Below are 19,015 nucleotides of genomic sequence, written 5' to 3'. Positions count from 1 at the left end.
GGCGATGGCGCATCCGCCGGGCGCGGCAAGCGCGGCGGCGGTGAAGCTGCTGCCGAGACGGGCGAGCAGCCGTCGCAGGCGTCGAACTTCGCCTTTGGCTCTGGCAAAGGCGGTTACACCTCCGCGGGCGGCGGCGCCCTCGGTTTTGACCGCAATGCCCGCAGCTCAGGCGGTGCCGGTGGCAAGAACCGACGCAAGAAGACGTCGGGCAGCGGCATCTTCATTGGAGCCGGAGCAACACCGGGCGGTGTCAGTGGTGGAGGTAACTCCGGCGGCAATGGCTCTGCTGGAGGCGGCGGTGGCCGCAAGCGGAAGAACAAAGGCGGGAACGGTACAGCCGCTTTTGTCCGCAAGAAGAAAAAGTAAGGTTCCACTTCCCATCTACGCTGGAGAAGCTTGCCCCGCCTTGCTTTTGGAGGCAGACGTTTGATACAATGGACTTCTGGTGAGATTGCATATTGGCGGTCTGCCGGAAGTCCTTTTTTCATAAACATTGTTGACGACAAGGGGTGAGACCATGGGTAAGAAAAGTGACGGGAAGGTTCTGGCCCAGAACAAAAAAGCTTCCCATGATTATTTCATCGAGGATACGTATGAAGCCGGGATGGTGCTGACCGGAACGGAGATCAAATCCATACGGAACGGCCGTGCCAATATTGGAGACGCGTTCGCAACCATTCGGAATGGCGAGATTCATATCCATAACATGCATATCAGCCCGTTCGAGCAGGGGAACCGCAACAACCCGACGGACCCTACGCGTACACGGAAGCTGCTGCTGCATAAGGATCAGATCCGCAAGCTGCTGGGGCTGTCCAAGCAGGACGGTTACGCGATCGTACCGCTGAAAGTCTACATTCGTAACGGTTATGCCAAGTTATTACTGGGCCTCGGTAAAGGTAAGCGTCAGTACGACAAGCGTGCCGATGCCGCGAAGAAGGATGCTCAGCGTGATATCCAGCGTGCACTGCGCGAGAAGCAGAAGATTGCAAGGTAATGGAGCGACTTGCCGGATGGCAGCTTTTAGCTGTGTTACCTGCAATGTATATATCATTTTGATGTAAAATGTGATATACTAAGTGATGTAAGAGAGATCAATAAGATCTTTGACAATCAGCATACAGCCTGCGTATTCCTTTCTTGGAGGGAAAGAATGCGCAATAGATGGACTGCTATGACTGAATACATTCTTTGATTTAATCCGATAGCCCTTTTTGGCAGGAACGCTTAAGGTGCCAAGCACCAGCATTTCTCCAACTTAAGGGGGCGTTTTTGGATTCGACGGGGATAGTTCGGGCATGAGTAGCGGGTAGTGGGGACGCGTCCACTTCATCAACGCTAAAGCCAATTAAACGGCAAACAACAAAACAACTACGCTTTCGCAGCTTAATAACCTGTGAGCGTGCTCTCGCTCTGTATCGCCCATGTACCGGGATGAGGGCTCAACTTTAGTGGGATACGCTGTCTAGTCTCCGCCTGGGGCTAGCTGAAGAAGACAATCAGGCTGACCTGAAGGGAATCCGGTGACAGGGAGTTCCTAGGGTGACATCAAATCTGTCACTACACCCGTAGAAGCTTGTGTTGTCGTTATCTTCGGACAGGGGTTCGACTCCCCTCGCCTCCATACATAGAACCCGCTCATTGAGCGGGTTTTCGCATTTCTTATGGTTGAATTGTAGTCCAAATGTCAAGCGAAGCCAGTATTTTGCTAAGGGCACTTGCCTTTTGTGTTGTAAGTAGACCAATAGCTAACTCATCAAGCTACTGCATGTGGTGACTCAATTCTACAAGAAGTCAGAGCAGTGATACGTCATCTGTAATGAGCGACTGCGTAACGTTTTAATAGGGATTAGCGAAGTAATGATTATTGTATTTTTTATTATTATTTTGGGGAAAATCAAACATATCTAGTTTAAAGTATAAGAAATTGAGTTTGAAAGTGCGACTTTTGTTGGTACATACACCCTTTGGTGATATAATTTACCTAATTATATAGTGCTGTAGGATGGGGAGTAATATAAAAAAGGCCCAATGGAGTCTATCTGAGAGGTACATAACATAACGGAGACGATTATTATCTAACAGATATAAGAGAGTGAGTACGAAAGGTTTGATAGCCAGGGCAAAGCGTTATCCCATCATAGGAGAGGAGACGGATAACGCTCGGTCCAATGGTTTCCTTTATTCAGAATAATAATACTGGGGAGATTACTTTGAGCACACATGTTACCAAAACATTCAAGTCGCTAGACCAACAGATTGAATTATTAAAAGAGAGAAAATTAATTATTAGGGATGAGAATAAAGCCAAACAACATCTGTTGGAAAAGAACTATTTTGATTTAATAAATGGATTCGAAACATTATTATTAATAGATTCTAAAGCTGCCAACAAAGAATACAACGGCCTATATTTTGAAGATTTTTTATTGTTGTATGATTTCGATAAAAAGTTGAACTTAGAGATTTTAAAAATCTTAGACAAATTTGAAATCCGTTTGAAAACTTCCATGGCATATCGGTTTTGTGAAAAATATTTTTTAACTGCTTCTGATTCTGCATGTTACATTGATATTAATAAGTACACGGATCCTCGTTTAAATCATCATCATTTAAGTTTACCCCAAGATTTAAGGAAGTATTTTTCGCGTAATAAGGTATTTGAAACTAATAGATCTTTTAAAGGGGCTACTTATAGTAATTTTATTGAGCTTTGCAAAGCTAAATATCCATATATATCCACATATGATCATCCACCATTTTGGGTAACTATAAAAGTACTTGAATTTGGTCCTCTTTTTAATTTATTATTGGGGTTTGAAAAAGATATTTTTGAAAAGGTCATTAATGATATGGGAATGAAGTATATTGATAAGCAAAAATTCATCAATTCAATACAAATTTTTATAGAATTAAGAAATACCTGTGCTCATTTCCAACTAGTTAATAGATTTCGCACATCAAAGAATTTAAGGATAGATGCGGGAATGAAAAGTGATTTAGACTTAAGAACTAAAACTAATACTAGCGGAGTCTCAATTAACTATGAAATAAGACTTTACGACACTTTATTAGTACTCTCCCAATTCGAAAGCCTAAAAAACATAGGGAAATTATGCCAAAATTTTTATTTCAAACGTTGTACTTCAAAACGTGAAAAAAGATTAATGTTAAATATATTCGAAAGAATGGGGCGAAAAAAACATTCAGATTGGTTTAAAATAAGCGTAAAATAAATTTTTTTCTTAACTAATGTTAGTTTTGCTTTTTTTTAAGAATATGTGGTATAATATATACATACAATAATCGTGCGTGACGGCGGGTTAGCCGAGATAAAGGTTAACTGTATAGTCAGGGAAAAGGGATGCTTCTAAAGCATCCCTTTTCCCTATTCATTTTTATTTTTGCAAACCCTTGCAGGAACCTCTCCCTTCCAGTCTTATTTCTTCGTAAGGATCTGAATGGAAGTAGACAAGTATTCCTCCCTGAATGCTTTCTCCTCAGTGTGCTCTAATATCCTATCTCAAAGAAAACGCAAACTTTGTTCCAATCTTATGAAGCTCTACTGGCGTATCTTTATAGTTAAATACAGTAAGTAAAGCTTAGATTTATGATTCGAGAATCGTGATCTAGTGAGCTTTAATGATTGCAGCCGTTTTTGACGATCGAATTGATGATTAACCATATCTACAGTAAAATCTTTGGATTTCTTGCATCCATCTTGAAGTGCAGGCCATTAAAGCCTAGGAGTACAACCAGTAGTGGGATACGCTGTCACATCTCCGCCTGGGGCTAGCTGAAGAAGACAATCAGGCTGACCTGAAGGGAATTCGGTGACAGGGAGTCTCTAGGGTGATATCAAATCTGTCACTATACCCGTAGAAGCTTGTGTTGTCGTTTTCTTCGGACAGGGGTTCGACTCCCCTCGCCTCCATACATACCATCAGAAAAGCGACCCGATGAGGTCGCTTTTTGTTTTTCAGCTAATGTTGAAACTATGCATAGTTCTTCCTATAATGATTTCACTCTAAGGATAAGTCTTACGATAATCCTCTCTCTGAACTGTTTAGTTTCTCCTTAAGAATAAGTCATTAATATCGATAACATAAAATCGATGAATAATCCCCATAAGAAAATCTTGAATGGATTTTCTCTACTTCTTTTATTAACTTTAGTGCTTCTTCATAGGCCCCAAGTTCTCTTAGTAATTCAACTTCCTTAATTTTATATACTAGAATTGACCAATTCTCATTATGTTCAGTGCATATATCTTTGTTTTTCTTGAATTCATTAAATCTCTTTTTACTTAGTTTTTTAGGAGATGGAGCCCAATCTTTAGTGATATTTAAATGCTCAAACATCGAGAGATCGTCAGAAATAGAAGCCATTGAATAATGAGGATCTCCAGAGTCTTCGTAAATAAATTTATATTCACAGAGGGAAAGATAATTTATTACTTTGTTGTCTTCGTTTTCATATCCAAGTTGATTTAAAAATCCTTCAATTTTAGGACCAACATATAAACGATTAAATTGAAAAGGATCTAGTTCTTCGTACATTCTATACAATTTTCTTTCCCAATCATAATTTTTAAAATAGTAGGCTCCGAAGTCAGCATAATAAATTCTTTTTTCAGTTCCTTTATCATGATTAATAGTAAGCTTTAATTTGTCAGAATTACTTCCTAATAGTTTTTCCAAATATTCTTGATGGAATTCCTCGGAATCCCTACCATTCCTGAACTCCATGCATGTTATAAAAGCATAACAGAAAGTATAGATAGGGATGTGAAGGAAACGAACCCATTGTGAATCTTGAAGGATCAGATTATCAAAGACAACTTTATAAAGAGCAGGATCGTTTTTTAAATAGTGATTATATATGTCGCTTGATAAAAATTCCGATGCACGTATCACAGGTTCATCTTGATACATAAATAATAAAAAAGCTTCAGTACAGAAACCGACTAGGTTAATATGCTGTAATTCTGTATTTTGTAGGTGTATATGTTGGATCATCATTAAGCATAAGCTACTTTCTTGTTCGGGTAGACATTCAAGATCGCCCATTGATGCGAAGAGTAGTTGTATTGATTCCCTAGTTTGTAAATAGTCATGAATATAATGGGAATGATTATTTGTTAATATCTCCTTTAACTCTTTTTTTAGAGAGGATCGAAGATCAGACCAAGTTATGAGTTCTAAGATCTGCTCATCCTCGAGTTCAATCTCATTAGGTCCAAAAAGCCACCTTTCAGCATCCTGTTTAACAACTTCAAATGACTCTTCTTTTTCATGCTTATAAATACTGTAGTCTTTCGTAACTCCAATCTGCTTTTCTAATAAGAACGGTTTTCGGCCACACAAAGAGGTTACTTTTTCTCCGAATTGGTTAGTGTATCGAAGGTCGAAATGGTGGAGTATTTCTGGAATGTTATCGACAAGAAGATCAAGCTCCATATCCATATTTAAATAGTCAAGTAATTCTATTTCGGCCAATAGTGTTGTTTTCAGTTCATTTTTTATCTTCTTATAATAAGTGTCGTGGTAAGTACTATATTCTTCTGGAAACACTATTTGAAGCTTCTCCATAGCCATATAATGATGTACACTAAATGCTTCTTTATAAAATTGATTTAGAATATCTTTTCCTATAAACGACATACCTTTATTAGTGCACCTAACTATAATATCAGGTAAGTTATGAAGATCTACGTACTGTGCTTTTATATTTCCATGCCCCATAGTTAAACAGTAATTCTTAATTTCTCTTTCTAAAAAGTTAAAAAGTGAGGAATGTAGATGCGGATCACAACAACAAAGCAAATGAAAGAATCTATTAAGCTCCTCTTCCCCACTAGGTAAATCATTTACCAAGTCAGGCCCCCAATTCCAACTGGTATCGGGTTCGTTATGATAGCTATAAAGATAATCTTCGTAATGTAATATACATTGCTGCTCTATCATTTCCATGACATGGTTACTGGAGTCCTCAGAAAAATGCTCCAATAGAAACTGAAGTTGATTGTAGTAAGCACAGCATTGTAAAAGTTCAGGAATAAATTGTTCAGTATGTTCTTTGATATATGAATACAAAAAATCCTGCACAGAAGGCGTGCTGAATTTTAATAAAATTTCGTCTTCTTCGTCACTATAAAAAGACTTAATCATAGTTCTTTCAAGTTCAGAGATACTGTCACTTAGCTTTTTTATTTCCATTCTGTTTGTACGAGTATCTATAAACTTTGCATAGCAGCATTTCATATCTTCGAGGTACATGGGAGTTGAAGAGATTAGCAATAGCATGGCTACAATCTGTGCCTCTTGAGAAAGCTCCAAAAAAATATCCTCCCAGAATGAACCAGGGTTATCAAAATAATCACAAAGATCAATATAATATTCTTCTGGGGCAGAATCTTTATCTGGTACCTTGTTTAGGTAGAGGGCAAGTACACGGGGATTATAATTCTCATGATTTATTATTCGACTGCAGTTTTGGAATAAATAGGTAACATATTCATATTGTAAATTTGATGAGTATAAGTGTTGAAACAAAATACTGGCCTTTTCAATAGTGCTATATTCCTCCACCGTACAAATTAGAGCATACTGCTCTAGTTTTTCCTTTAGCATAGGTTGTTTTTGAAGACCTTGACGAAGAACGTATTCCCTTGTTGTTAAGATAAGGCGTTTATTTCCACCAAAGTCTATTATACGTTGAATGAGTTTATGAAGCTGATTTTCATCATTTCTACGAGTGCTTTCATTGTGAAAAATACTCCCCCAAAAATCATCTAGTATAATGACTTGTTTTTTATCATCCTCAAGCATATTATAGACATCTTTAATAGAGTATGCCCATATAAACCCACTTAGGTCGTCTGGCTGCAGGTATGCCAATGCTAAAAGATATGCTATCGTTGTTTTTCCAACACCAGGTTCTCCAGAAATGACAATTACATGATTATGAGACCATTTTTGTAACGCTTCACGATAGATTCGAGTGGGGGCGAACGTATTAGATGCTTTCAATGCTTCTTTAAGTTCTTCAGCTGATTCTTTATACAGTGCGCGGTGAGTGGACTCTTTAAGGAATTTTTGAAACACATTAATGCTTGGTAACCAAAGTTTAGGATGAGCTAACTCTACCCATTTGTAGTTTGGTTCTTCCAATAGTCTATTAATATCTACTTTGCTTAAGATATCATTTGTACTAGTTATAAACCCCTCGAATAATTCTTGAATTTGTTCTTTTTCCCCTTGTTGAAAAGTAATTGAAACACCCAAGATATATCTGTCAGGTTTTAACTTGCGCACTTTAGGCAGTTCAATGTCTTTCAAGCTATTGTAGAGTTGTTTGAAATTTTGTTTATAGCGTTTTGCTTGAATAACGGTTTTTTTGCCGTGGAATATATAAGAACCGTCAATACCTGAATCACGACCTTCTTTATACATTTCTACAAAAAAATCTTCCCTTACTTGAACAATATCACAAATTAGTTTTTCAAATTCGAGGGGCTCTAGTAAATCATGAAAGTTATAGTTAGGCATATATAAACCTCCATTCTCTTGAGGAATTAGCTATAGTCTAATTCTACATTTGACATAGGTCAGCGATTTTACGGGCAAAATATTTTAATTACTTGTCGTTATAGCTTCTCATTATAAATGTGAATACCTTCCCTCTCATCCACTAACTCAATAATCTCCCGAATATCAGTTATATTCAAAGCTTCAGCGATTCTTTCAATATGGCTAAAGCTGATACTTTCCCGTTTTCCATTGGCGAGTTCACTTAATGCAGCGTGCCGTACATCGGATATTCGGGATAATTCCCGCAAAGAAATATTATGTGCCTTGGTCAATTCCGAGATTTTAACGACAACTTTTCTCCTCATTATAATCACCTCTCAAAGATCGATTTCAACTTGACTATACGCATAAGCGTACCGTATAATGATCTCAACGCTGGTACTCATATACGTAACAAAATGCATTTATCAGTGTTTATCGATCCGCGAATCATTTAATAAAAAAGGAGTCTCCCATGCCAAGCTTTCTGGAATCCCTATATTACGGGCAGTTAAATCCTGCAGAAAAGGCTGTTTCCACCGATCCTCAGTATCGGCAATTGAGCCGGCAATTATCCGAGTCTATGGAAGTCTGGATGAAGAAGCTTTCCGATGATGATTTTCATGAGCTTGAGGAGTTATTAGATTTATGTCGACAAGTCCAAGGGCTGGAAATGGCGGCTTCTTTTGCTGATGGTTTTAGGCTGGGAGCGAGGATGATCATCGAGGTGTACTCTGAGATCGTGTGATCAGTCATCATACTTATAAACTGCGTAAAGACACGAATCGTGTCTTTTTTAATATCGTAAAATATCGACTATTAGCACCTACTTTGGAGGCAGCTATAGACCGAGAGAGATCTATGATCATCGTTAAAGGTGATGATAAGACACAGGATGTAACCTCATATGAAATGGATCCTCCGATAGTAAGGATTATATAAAGTTTATTCCAAGACTTATCCTTATCATCTCAATGATATATTGCTTGTATGTAACTTCATGGATTGAATGATGTAGTGAGATGCGTCGACCTCGATCAACGATAAGGGCCAATTAAACAGTATCTTGTCTCCGCTTGGGGCTAGCTGAAGAAGACAATCACAATCAGGCTGACCTGAAGGGAATCCGGTGACAGGGAGTTCCTAGGGAGACATCAAATCTGTCACCACACCCATAGAAGCTTGTGCTGTCGTTATCTTCGGACAGGGGTTCGACTCCCCTCGGAAAAATGAACCCTTGTCCACACAAAACCTCAATGGTTAAAGTGGACAGGGGTTCTTCATCTTTGTTTAATAATCTCTTAGGTATTACTAGTATTGGGGATTACATTACTGCAAAGACAAAGCTTTACATTTTCATTCCGAGATTGTGGCGAAAAGCCATGTGAGTTTTATGTAACTTGTATGAGCTTGAACTCCTGCTTCTCCTGTTAGGGTTAATTAGATTTATTCCATGTGGTTCTCGATATGCTAATATATCTGTTATAAGATTATGTGTTGGAGGTCGTCTCGACATGAATAAAAAATGGATAAGTACCCTCCTTGTGGTCGGAATATTGCCAATAGTTATTTCGTTAGTCCTTTCATATTTAGTATTTGGAGATTTGTTTGATGCATTCCAAAAGATGTACGATTTAAGAGGTAAACCGACTGTTACGAAAGACGCTGTAGCTGCTCTTTTTCTGGTTCTTATGTTTTTATTGGGCGTGTACGGCTTCTTAAGTACAACGCTTTTCAGCTTTTTAGTCTGGAAGGTGGGGGAACGTACACTTAAGGTAACAGAACACTCTAAGCAGATCGAAGAAAAGCGTGACCAAGAGATCGTTCGTGAAAGTGCATTAATCGTGTATTACGATATAGAACGAGCACTAAGCAATTTGTTGGAGATATACAAGAGTCTAATTATTAAGCAAGGGCATCCTTATCCATCCCGGTTGTTTTTTAGCGAGGATTGGAATAAAAATGTTGCGACATTGCGCGGGCATTTATTGGCTCAAGAACTACGATATTTGTATCGTTTCTACGAAGATTTTTTCATGTTGCAATCGAATCTAGAGTCTTGGATTACGAAAGACGGTAATGATTCTCTTAAGGCTGAAGTGAAGCGACTGGCAGATAAGTATCTTGTAGAAGCGATCCCTACACCGCTGATTCTTGAGTTTAAGGTGTTGATCGCCGATGTCTATTTTGAAGAAATCATGTCGTTGGATTTGTTTGTTGTGTTTAGGAAAATACATCTGGCAACTTTCCCTCCCGAGAAGGTTATGAGGTATACCGAGCGAAACGAGGAAATGCAACTCGACGAATGGGTGATAACCGTGAACACTGTCACCTTTTATAAAGGCGGGCTTGATGAAATCGGAAAGTTTAAAGGGAGAGGGCAACTATATAATTCGTGGGGAGAGCAGGAATCTGGATTTAGTGGTGAGTTTATAATGGGGCGACCCATGATTGGCAGCAGACTTGCATTTTTCGGTGACGCAGTTAGATGTAAATTAACATATAAATGGGATAACGGAGATCGAGAGGTTTCGCATATTCACATAGTTAGCACAAAAAGTGCTATACCGAAAGCACTAATATCTGGAAAACTTGAAAACGGTCGAATCAATGATGGTTTTGATACATGGTACGCAGAGAACGGGCACATGATTTATCAAGGTTCGGTTGTCAACGGGTATAGACAAGGCCAAGGGACAAGCTATAAAAAAGGAAGAGTATCTTTTTCCGGGGAATGGGAAGAGGACCAGTTTAAAAATGGCACGCTATATGAGAAAAATGAGCAAGTCTTTCATGGTGAATTTAAGAACGGTATACCGTGGAACGGAGAGGCTACGAAGCTGAGAGGCTTTGCGTATGAGGACTTCACTGGAGTCATCGTTAAGGGTGAGCCATACAGTGGTGGTGGATACATTTTCCATAGGGATGAATGTGGACGAGATTTTGATGACTTTACAAGGATAGAGGAGATCGATCCGGAGGAAGAAGCGGAAGCAAATATACATGCAGCTGAAGAATTCCACGCTCGTCAAAACAATGAGTTAAGAAGGTATGAATCATGGGAGGAATACATTGCGGCTGAATGGGCTGATGGAAAAGCTACACATGCTGAACCTGTAGAAGAGAATCTACTTGTAAAAGCATGGGGTGATAAAGTGACTTAGATAATTTGCTTACGCTGTGTGAGAAAATTGGTGTTTCATTTATTTATTGAATCCATTCTACTTGGCTAGTAATATAGCGTGATCCAGACGCTCGAATCTAAATAAGCTAAGCAACCACCCCAAACAAACTGAGCATCACACGGCGGCGAATTGTGGTTTTGCACAGCCACGGTTCGCCTCCACCAACCTACTTAAAAACGAACACCCGATACATCTTTGGTGGATTCTCTGTTACTGTATGGTTCAAATAGAAAAAGCGGATGGTTAGATTCGATTCTAACTGTCCGCTTTTTCTATTTCCAAGGGCGACAACGCAGAAATAGTAGATTTCAGTCTAAGAGATGTCGAATTGTAGTTCTTATGATCTATACGCAACTGGAGATATTTGCTATGATGTGAATAAGTTTATGTTAATAAATAACAAGAAACCATTTCAGGGAAATAAGGAAAGGTGAGCAACTGAGTATGGAGAAGTTAGAATTGCATTTAAAGCGAAATCAAGAATATAGAATGTCGGTTTGGGAAATAAGTCGCTTTTTAATGAAGTTAAATTCAAGTTTTTATAAAAATTCTTTATTGAACGAATTAAGAACTGCCTTCTCAGAAGGGACTCGGCCTGAGGATGTTTTCATAATGGATTCATCTTTTAAGGCTGAAAATATAAACGATAAATTAGAACGAATTGAGTTAAACTCTTCAAGCGAAATGATGCAGTTAGTCTATATTGGAAAACCTATTTTTTTATACCCATCTGCTGAAAACGTACAGTTGTTTGAGGTTTTTAGTGTTGTTGAAAAAATTAGAGATAAAATAAATCAGTTTGGATACTCAAAACGTAATACTGATTGGATTTTAAGCGAATTGTTAAATGGGTTTGATTTTGAATCCGTAGATACACATCATGAAGTAATTAAATCGCAAATACTAACGGAAATTGAAAGAAAGCCTGAAAGTGAAATAGATAAAGCAGAAAGTATTTTAAATGATATATTTGAAAAATCAAAAGCAAACTTAAAAGATTATGAGAAAAATTCTGTTGCCATAGAAGAGGTTAAGGAATCTCTGTCCAATCATACTGAAATTAAGAATAAAAGATTGAAAGATTATTTCAATAAGTTTGAATATTACTTCAATAAAGTAAGTAGACCACTTATATATATTGTAGATAGAAAAAAAGGAACATGTACTCTATTGGTTGAAGGGCAAGTAAACAAAAAAAAAGTGGACGAGAACTTTGTACAGCTAATTGAATATAAAAAAATAAACCCTGACCTTGTTTCGATAGGCGTGAGCTTAATAGGTGTGCCGTTAATAACTAAATTACTCAACAATTCAAGTCAAAAACTTGTTGATGAACACGTTCGAGAATCAATTGAACTGACAAAAAAGCAGCAACAAACAGAATTACTTGAACAAGAGAAACTTAGAGCAGAAATTGAACAATTAAGACTTTCAAATCAAGCTAGTCGGGATGGGCGGAAAATTAACAATTCATATATAAAACATGAATTGATGTTGCTTGAAAAAAAGCAGGAAGATAAGGTTGCAGAGCTGCAAAGAACATATAAATTTGAAATCACTGATGTTAAACGAATAGACAGGACAATTTAATATTTCACGGATGAGTAAGCAGTATTTCAGGATGGGGAATACACCGTAGTCACGCACACCGTATTTAGGTAATGATGCTCCATACATAACATCGAAAAGTGGACCTTAGTATAGGTCGCTTTTTTGTATCCTCATATAATCAAATAGATACATAACAAATAAAGACCCCTATGTTGCTTGGTCCAGATGTGACATACTCTCTTCCACATAGCATTAGAGCAATTCCTTAATTTTGATGAAACCAGGGAGTGTGGAAAAATTAAGTTAATATATCACGAATTTAGGACAAAAGAAAGGGAAATTATTGAATAAAATGAAACTTAGGAACCAAAAAATACGTAATATGTGGTAATATGTAGAAAAAAGGGGGAGAGGTTTTGAGAAAGGCTAGTTTTGGGATTGTATTGGTAGCATTGTTATTATTGGTTACTGCGTGTGGAGATGCTGCCTCTACATCAACAGGAACACAGAATGCTAATGCTGCTGTAAAGGATCAAGGCACTGAGGCGAACGCAAATGAGGAGCAAACAGGTGAAGCTGTTGCAGAAGAACCGGCTAAGGAGCAAGAAGCGCCGAAAGAAGTTACATACAAAACTGGAGACAAGTTCAAATTGGGCGATTGGGAAGTTGTGCTGGACTCTTTTGAATTCAATCAAAAAGTCAGTGATGATTACTTATCTTCTAGTGCAGATGAGGGCAATAAGTTTTTGATTTTAAATTATACGGTTACTAATGAAGGAACGGAAGCTGACAACTTTACGTCAATGATTGGCGGAGTTGATATGAAGGCGATTTTCCAGGACAAATATGAGTATAAATATACGATCACTATGATAGATAAAGATCTTAGCAATGAGAGTATTAAGCCGCTATCTTCAAAAACCGGATTTGTTGTAATGGAAGTACCTGACACGGTAGCTACATCCGAAGATAGTTTGATTCTTAAGCTTGAAGATGATAAGGACAAGGCGACAATCAATTTAAGATAGTTGAAGTTGCCACTAGTATGAAATAAACCGAAAGCGTAAGGGATTTCTCCCAAGGCTTTCGGTTTTTTAGTTTCAAAAAAGAAGGACCCCAGATACACTGGTACCCATAGTCAGGACACTACGAAAAAAGTGCCCCGGCTATGGGTATCTTTTTGTATACTGGTAGAGTACCTTGGGGAGGATGACAACGACGTGAGCAAGAAGCACTTCAATGAGAATGAGCGCGAGATTTTATCAAGTAATAAATATGTGACCAGAGTTAGCAATAAATCCATTACCTATGCAGATGAATTCAAGCGGTTGTTCATCGATCAATATATGTTGGGGAAAACTCCTAGAGAGATCTTTGAAACAAGTGGTTTCGACATAGAGGTGCTCGGCACAAAACGTGTTGAGCAGTCTGCCGACAGATGGAAGAAAGCCTATTAACAGGACGTGATCATCGGACTGACTGATTCACGAAAAGAATCCTCAGGGCGTCCGCTACAGCGCGAACCTACACCAGACGAGGTTATTGCGAAGCAGGAAGCAAAAATTAAACTTCTCGAATCTCAGGTAGAACTGTTAAAAAAGTTAGACTCGAAAGAAAGGTTGCTGGTAACAAAAGGAACGAATTTAAGAAAGAGTGAACTATTTGAATTGATTAAGAACGCTGTAGACCAAGGGCTTGAGCGCATGACTCGCTACTTCTGCGAATTACTTAACGTATCTCGCTCAGGGTACTACAGCTATTTAAAGGCCATTGCGTCCCGTTTGAAGCGTATTCGTTCAGATGAGGAGGCTGGAGGACTGATTAAAAAAGCATTCAATCGAAGAGGATTCAAAAAGGGCTCTCGCTCCATTAAAATGACCCTTGAAAACGAATTTGGAGTGGTTTTCAACTTAAAGAAAATCCGCAGGCTTATGAAAAAGTTAAACCTCGTATGTCCCCAGAAAACCTAACCCCTACAAACGTATGGCTAAGGCTACACAGGAACATCGAACGCTTCCTAACACCTTACATAGAGATTTCAAGAAGAATGTACCCGGCTTGGCGTTGCTTACAGACATCACCTATCTCCCTTATGGACGTACGGAGATGGGCTATTTGTCGACTATTTTAGATTCTTCCACAGGTGAGGTCCTAGCCTACAAAGTATCTGACAGAATCACCATGTCTATTGCAACAGAGACCATTGATGCACTTATGAAGCAGAGGCGTGTTAGACTGCACAGGGATGCATTCATACATTCCGATCAAGGTAGTCATTATACAAGCCCTCAATACCAAAAACTGCTTAAACAGAATGGACTTGGCCAATCGATGTCTAGACGAGGAAACTGCTGGGATAATGCCCAACAAGAATCATTTTTTGGACACATGAAGGATCATGTAAAGAGTCGTAGTTGTTCATCTTTAAGTGATTTGCAGCAAGAGATTGACCGATATATCCGCTACTACAATAACCACAGATACCAATGGGGATTAAAAAAGATGACCCCTGTGCAATACAGGAATCATCTTTTGTCTGCTGCCTAAGCCGGAATCCCCTTTTTTAAAGTGTCCTTGACATAGGGGCCAGATTAAGAGGTCCTTCTTTTTTGCTTTCTTTTTTCTGACATTTGTCATATCCGGCTTGTGACAACCCACACTAATTGCATCTCGCGCTTTTTCAATACAATAAGGACATCAAGTAACGAAAGAAGAAATTAGCGGAGGTTAGGACAAAATGACAAAGGCGATTGAATGTATAAATCTAGTAAAGAAATTCGGCGACTACTGTGCCGTTGATCATATGAATCTATCATTTGAGAAAGGCCAAATTTCAGCATTGCTCGGACCGAACGGTGTAGGCAAGACAACAACCATTTCCATGATACTCGGAATGATCAAGCCAACATCAGGAGAAGTCAGGGTCTTGGGGATGCCGTCTGGAACAAAAGAATTACGGCAACGCGTTGGAGCGCTTTTGCAGGATGTTAAAGCAGCAGATGGACTTACGGTCAAAGAAGTGCTTCAATTGTTCCGCAGTTAGTATCGTAATCCGATGTCGCTAGAGCGATTGTTAGACATTTCGGGTCTCCACGCGGATCAGAAACGACGCGCATCCTCGCTGTCTGGAGGACAACGTCGTAGATTAGCTTTCGCCCAAAGCTTGGCGGGAAATCCAGAGCTTCTCCTGCTTGATGAACCAACCATCGGAATGGATATCGAGGCTCGTGGCCGCTTTTGGGACACCATCCAAGCACTGGCAAGTGACGGACGTACGGTGCTTTTGACTACACATCATTTAGATGAAGCTGATGCTGTCGCAGATCACATCGCAGTAGTCGCTAGAGGGCAGGTTGTTGCGGAAGGGACTCCGGAACGTTTAAAGGCTCAAACAGCACTTAGAACCGTTTCATTTCGAGCGGCGAACGCGCCAGCTGAGCAGGAATGGCTCACATTACCTGGTGTAGAAAAGGCAGAATGCAACGGCGAGCGAATTCGTCTGTATGCTCAAGAGACCGATGTATTGTTATTTACACTGATGCAGTCTGAATGGGGAATTTCGGATATTGATATACAATCTGCCAGCTTAGAAGATACATTCCTAAGTCTTACAGGTACACATAAACCAACGATTATACGATAAAAAAACATTTTTAGGAGGAAAATAGCCATGTTACATATGTTTGTTGCCCAGACCAAAGCAGAAAGTATACGAATTATCCGTAGTCCATTTTTCTTACTCTTCTCCATTGCGATGCCGCTTGCTTTCTACTTTTTATTTGCAAGTATGAATGGGGTAGATAAATCGATTCAATCGACAACTTGGGGTGTCTTTTCATTAATGTCGATGACTGCATTCAGTTTGATTGGTACAGCCGTATCTCAATTCGGTATCCGTCTATCGTTCGAGCATCAAGACGGGTGGGTACGCTTATTGAAGCTAACTCCACTATCTCCTACAGTCTGGATTGGTAGCAAAATTGTATCGCAAATGGTTGTTCACTTGATCGTTATTGTTGTTATATTTTTATCTGCTGGCCTTGTTCATGATATACAATTGACAGCCGGGCAATGGATTTTATGCGGATTATGGTTATGGATTGGGAGCATATCGTTTCTGGCGCTTGGTGCCTTGTTAGGAACGCTTAAAAATGCGAATACCTCCGTTGCAATCGGAAATGTATTACAGATGGGACTTGCCATTGTGGGGGGGCTATGGATGCCGCTTAGTACTTTGCCAAGTTGGATGGGCTCGGTCGGGGAATGGCTTCCATCTCACCGTTACGCAAATGGGGCATGGAATATGATCGCTGGAAAAAATCCAGCAAGTATTGATTTCATAATTTTGACAGGATGCGGTCTCCTCTTTATGCTACTATCAATCTATATATATAATCGACGGGATGCGGTCTAATTGAATAGAGAAAAGTGGCGTCTCTTTCCAAAATCGGAAGGAGTCGCCCCTTATATTTTGTTAACAAATTTAATGATACCCATGTACTTTTTACTCTATGAGCCATCAAGTATACAGTGGCTTGGCTTTGTTCTGTTAGGCATATTCGTTCTATCGTTTCGACAATCCTACTTTTATGCAAAGTGGGCCACGCCAATATTGATCGTTCAGGTGGGTATACTTTTAATTTTAGCAGCTGTATTTCACCCTATGTATACGTTTATAGGTTTTATGATAGCTGCTCCGCTGAGCAAACAAAAGCTGCCGATATTACTCTCTATAACGATCGTTTTCACTGTAGCTATGGGATTTATCGCTGTTCCTTACTTGGATCGGATGGGCAGCCTAGTATGGATAGGGCTGGTGCCTATGTTTGGCATCTGTATTCTGCCGTATATTATTCGAACTTCGACTCGATTTCAACAGAAGTCTGCGCGACTGCGGGCAGAAACTGCTGAACGAATGGCACAGCAGGAGGAGCGCCAGCGGATCGCACGTGAATTACATGATACATTGGGACATACGCTGTCATTAATCGCATTAAAAGGGGAGGTCGTTGAGAAACTGGTCAATCGTCATCCCCAGAGAGCGATAGAAGAGGCTCGAGAAATACGAGAAACGGCACGTGCAGCCTTGAAACAAATGCGTGAATTGGTTACGGAGATGAAAGTTACATATTTCGCTGACGAGTATAAGCATGCTGTATCGTTATGTTCAGCTGCGGGCATACCGCTTTTATTTCAATATCAATCGATTTCAGATCCCAGACTTTCTAATGTAGGAATGGAATACGCTTTAGTGAACAATCCGCTTCCGTTAACACCCTTGCAGGAGACGATTTTGGCAATGTGTTTTCGCGAGACGATTACAAATGTGGTTCGACATAGCCGAGCAACAAAGTGCAACGTTCATCTAGACATTCAGGAAGGGGAAGTTCGTGTATCTGTACGTGATGACGGTATTGGGGCAGATACGGAACAATTCAATACTAGCAGTAATGGCCTCGCCGGATTGCGGCAACGGTTGGTTATGATCGACGGACGTATGTCGCTGTCTTCGTCCTCAGGCAAGGGGACGGAAGTCACCTTACATATACCTAGGGTAATACGAAATGAAAAGGTAGGTAGAGCTTAGATGATTCGTATTGTTTTGGCAGAAGATCAAAAGTTATTAAGGGGAGCACTGGCAACTTTACTCTCGTTAGAAGATGATATTGAAGTAGTCGGTCAAGCTGAAAATGGGGAAGAAGTGATGTCCATGATTCAGCAATATGAACCCGATGTCGCTGTTCTGGATATTGAGATGCCACTGAAAACGGGGTTAGATATTGCGGAATTGGTTCAAAAAAATAAGTTAGCTTGTCGTGTCATCATCTTGACGACATTCGCGCGTCCTGGATATTTCCAGCGGGCTGTGCAGGCAGGAGTTTATGGATATCTTCTTAAAGATACGGGCAGCGAGGAACTGGCTGATGCGATTCGTCGGGTCTATGATGGGAAACGTGTCATCAATTCAGAATTGTCGCTCGCGGTATGGGATGATCCATGTCCATTATCACCCAGGGAGCGTGAAGTCATGAAGTTGGCTGCCCAAGGTTTAGTTCTTCAAGATATTGGAGCACACCTGTTTCTATCCTATGGAACGGTACGGAACTATATGTCAGAAGCGATTGGGAAGCTTGGGGCGAATACACGGATTGAGGCGATAGATATCGCACGTAGCAAGGGATGGTTGGATTAAGGAGAGCTCCGAGATAATGGAGGTAAGCGTATCAGATGAGGAAGAGCGAAGTAGAACAGAGGATTAGGGAGCTGTTAAGCTCTATATTGTATAAGGTGAAATGATTTACATAGAGTTCGGTGATAATCCTGTCATCTGAAGTGGAGAGGGTTAAGGCTCCATAACTTGTGTTTTGAATTGAAGTTTCTAAAAAAGATTGATTGTTGAAAATAGTGCCATCACTCTATTTTAAGCTCTGTACTGAAGAGTACCCTTAAGTTGGTTCTCTTTTTTACGATTATCTTGTTATTGTTTCAAGCAGGAGGTGTTTATGATTGAATGGTCTATTAAAACTCTGGATGTTTCTTACTTCATTCGTATCAATTATCGGTATAATTGTCTTCTGGCCGAGATATGTCGATAACGATTTCCCTTTGTTTACTGATATATTTATGGTTTTCATATTTTTACCGAGTTTCTTTATTCTTTTCTCAATATTATCGTTTCTTATTAATCGATTCTTCATTAGAAAGATT

The 19,015-nt window shown here is 39.5% G+C and carries 11 protein-coding genes, 1 other RNA gene and 3 pseudogenes; 13 read left to right on the top strand and 2 right to left on the bottom strand.

Annotated elements, in window-relative coordinates; genetic code table 11:
* The 4 genes and pseudogenes from PGL02S_RS24340 to PGL02S_RS24325 form a co-directional block, all read left to right on the top strand.
* A pseudogene (locus PGL02S_RS24340) lies at window positions 1-366 on the top strand (ribonuclease R); the annotation flags it as partial.
* A 151-nt stretch (window positions 367-517) separates the two neighbouring features.
* The gene (gene smpB, locus PGL02S_RS24335) at window positions 518-997 is read left to right on the top strand and encodes an SsrA-binding protein SmpB (RefSeq protein WP_036644366.1); all 480 of its coding nucleotides are present in this window, start codon (window positions 518-520) and stop codon (window positions 995-997) included.
* A gap of 265 nt (window positions 998-1,262) precedes the next feature.
* Window positions 1,263-1,627: a transfer-messenger RNA gene (ssrA, locus tag PGL02S_RS24330) on the top strand.
* A gap of 586 nt (window positions 1,628-2,213) precedes the next feature.
* The gene (locus PGL02S_RS24325) at window positions 2,214-3,236 is read left to right on the top strand and encodes an Abi family protein (RefSeq protein WP_157659626.1); all 1,023 of its coding nucleotides are present in this window, start codon (window positions 2,214-2,216) and stop codon (window positions 3,234-3,236) included.
* A gap of 855 nt (window positions 3,237-4,091) precedes the next feature.
* Here PGL02S_RS24325 and PGL02S_RS24320 read toward each other — a convergent pair.
* Window positions 4,092-7,550: an ATP-binding protein gene (locus PGL02S_RS24320; RefSeq protein ID WP_036644371.1), complete on the bottom strand. Its 3,459-nt coding sequence runs from the start codon at window positions 7,548-7,550 to the stop codon at window positions 4,092-4,094.
* Between the two features lie 98 nt (window positions 7,551-7,648).
* Entirely contained in the window at window positions 7,649-7,897 is a 249-nt protein-coding gene (locus PGL02S_RS24315; RefSeq protein ID WP_036644373.1) for a helix-turn-helix domain-containing protein, read from the bottom strand.
* Window positions 7,898-8,046: 149 nt separating this feature from the next.
* Between PGL02S_RS24315 and PGL02S_RS24310 the strand changes: the two genes are divergently transcribed.
* The 9 genes and pseudogenes from PGL02S_RS24310 to PGL02S_RS24270 all read left to right on the top strand — a co-directional run bounded on the left by PGL02S_RS24310 (window position 8,047) and on the right by PGL02S_RS24270 (window position 18,500).
* Window positions 8,047-8,319: a DUF6809 family protein gene (locus tag PGL02S_RS24310; RefSeq protein WP_036644375.1), complete on the top strand. Its 273-nt coding sequence runs from the start codon at window positions 8,047-8,049 to the stop codon at window positions 8,317-8,319.
* 766 nt (window positions 8,320-9,085) lie between these two features.
* Window positions 9,086-10,735 carry a hypothetical protein gene (locus PGL02S_RS24305; protein WP_036644377.1) on the top strand — a complete coding sequence of 550 codons (1,650 nt, stop codon included), beginning with the start codon at window positions 9,086-9,088 and terminating at the stop codon, window positions 10,733-10,735.
* Window positions 10,736-11,200: 465 nt separating this feature from the next.
* Window positions 11,201-12,346, top strand: coding sequence for a hypothetical protein (locus PGL02S_RS24300; protein ID WP_063455973.1), 1,146 nt, complete (start codon window positions 11,201-11,203; stop codon window positions 12,344-12,346).
* Between the two features lie 377 nt (window positions 12,347-12,723).
* Complete coding sequence (locus tag PGL02S_RS24295) at window positions 12,724-13,335, top strand: DUF4352 domain-containing protein (RefSeq protein WP_036636361.1); 612 nt, start codon at window positions 12,724-12,726, stop codon at window positions 13,333-13,335.
* 192 nt (window positions 13,336-13,527) lie between these two features.
* Window positions 13,528-14,854: pseudogene (locus PGL02S_RS24290) on the top strand (IS3 family transposase).
* A gap of 190 nt (window positions 14,855-15,044) precedes the next feature.
* Window positions 15,045-15,950, top strand: a pseudogene (locus tag PGL02S_RS24285) (ABC transporter ATP-binding protein).
* A gap of 27 nt (window positions 15,951-15,977) precedes the next feature.
* Window positions 15,978-16,721, top strand: a complete 744-nt coding sequence (locus tag PGL02S_RS24280; RefSeq protein WP_036636366.1) for an ABC transporter permease — start codon at window positions 15,978-15,980, stop codon at window positions 16,719-16,721.
* Window positions 16,722-17,894, top strand: a complete 1,173-nt coding sequence (locus PGL02S_RS24275) for a sensor histidine kinase (RefSeq protein WP_036636368.1) — start codon at window positions 16,722-16,724, stop codon at window positions 17,892-17,894. It begins immediately after the preceding gene.
* Entirely contained in the window at window positions 17,895-18,500 is a 606-nt protein-coding gene (locus PGL02S_RS24270; protein WP_036636372.1) for a response regulator transcription factor, read from the top strand.
* The last annotated feature ends 515 nt before the right edge of the window (window positions 18,501-19,015 follow it).

Origin of the sequence: Paenibacillus glucanolyticus NBRC 15330, from assembly GCF_004000885.1 — a bacterium.
Lineage (GTDB): Bacteria > Bacillota > Bacilli > Paenibacillales > Paenibacillaceae > Paenibacillus_AQ > Paenibacillus_AQ glucanolyticus.
Note: the sequence above shows the minus strand (reverse complement) of the source record. Positions and strands in the feature narration are given on the sequence as shown.

Bases quoted from the DNA above. Each gene is read 5' to 3' on its own strand.
- smpB (WP_036644366.1), top strand. From the start codon at position 518: ATGGGTAAGAAAAGTGACGGGAAGGTTCTGGCCCAGAACAAAAAAGCT.
- PGL02S_RS24320 (WP_036644371.1), bottom strand. From the start codon at position 7,550: ATGCCTAACTATAACTTTCATGATTTACTAGAGCCCCTCGAATTTGAA.
- PGL02S_RS24315 (WP_036644373.1), bottom strand. From the start codon at position 7,897: ATGAGGAGAAAAGTTGTCGTTAAAATCTCGGAATTGACCAAGGCACAT.
- PGL02S_RS24310 (WP_036644375.1), top strand. From the start codon at position 8,047: ATGCCAAGCTTTCTGGAATCCCTATATTACGGGCAGTTAAATCCTGCA.
- PGL02S_RS24305 (WP_036644377.1), top strand. From the start codon at position 9,086: ATGAATAAAAAATGGATAAGTACCCTCCTTGTGGTCGGAATATTGCCA.
- PGL02S_RS24300 (WP_063455973.1), top strand. From the start codon at position 11,201: ATGGAGAAGTTAGAATTGCATTTAAAGCGAAATCAAGAATATAGAATG.
- PGL02S_RS24280 (WP_036636366.1), top strand. From the start codon at position 15,978: ATGTTACATATGTTTGTTGCCCAGACCAAAGCAGAAAGTATACGAATT.
- PGL02S_RS24270 (WP_036636372.1), top strand. From the start codon at position 17,895: ATGATTCGTATTGTTTTGGCAGAAGATCAAAAGTTATTAAGGGGAGCA.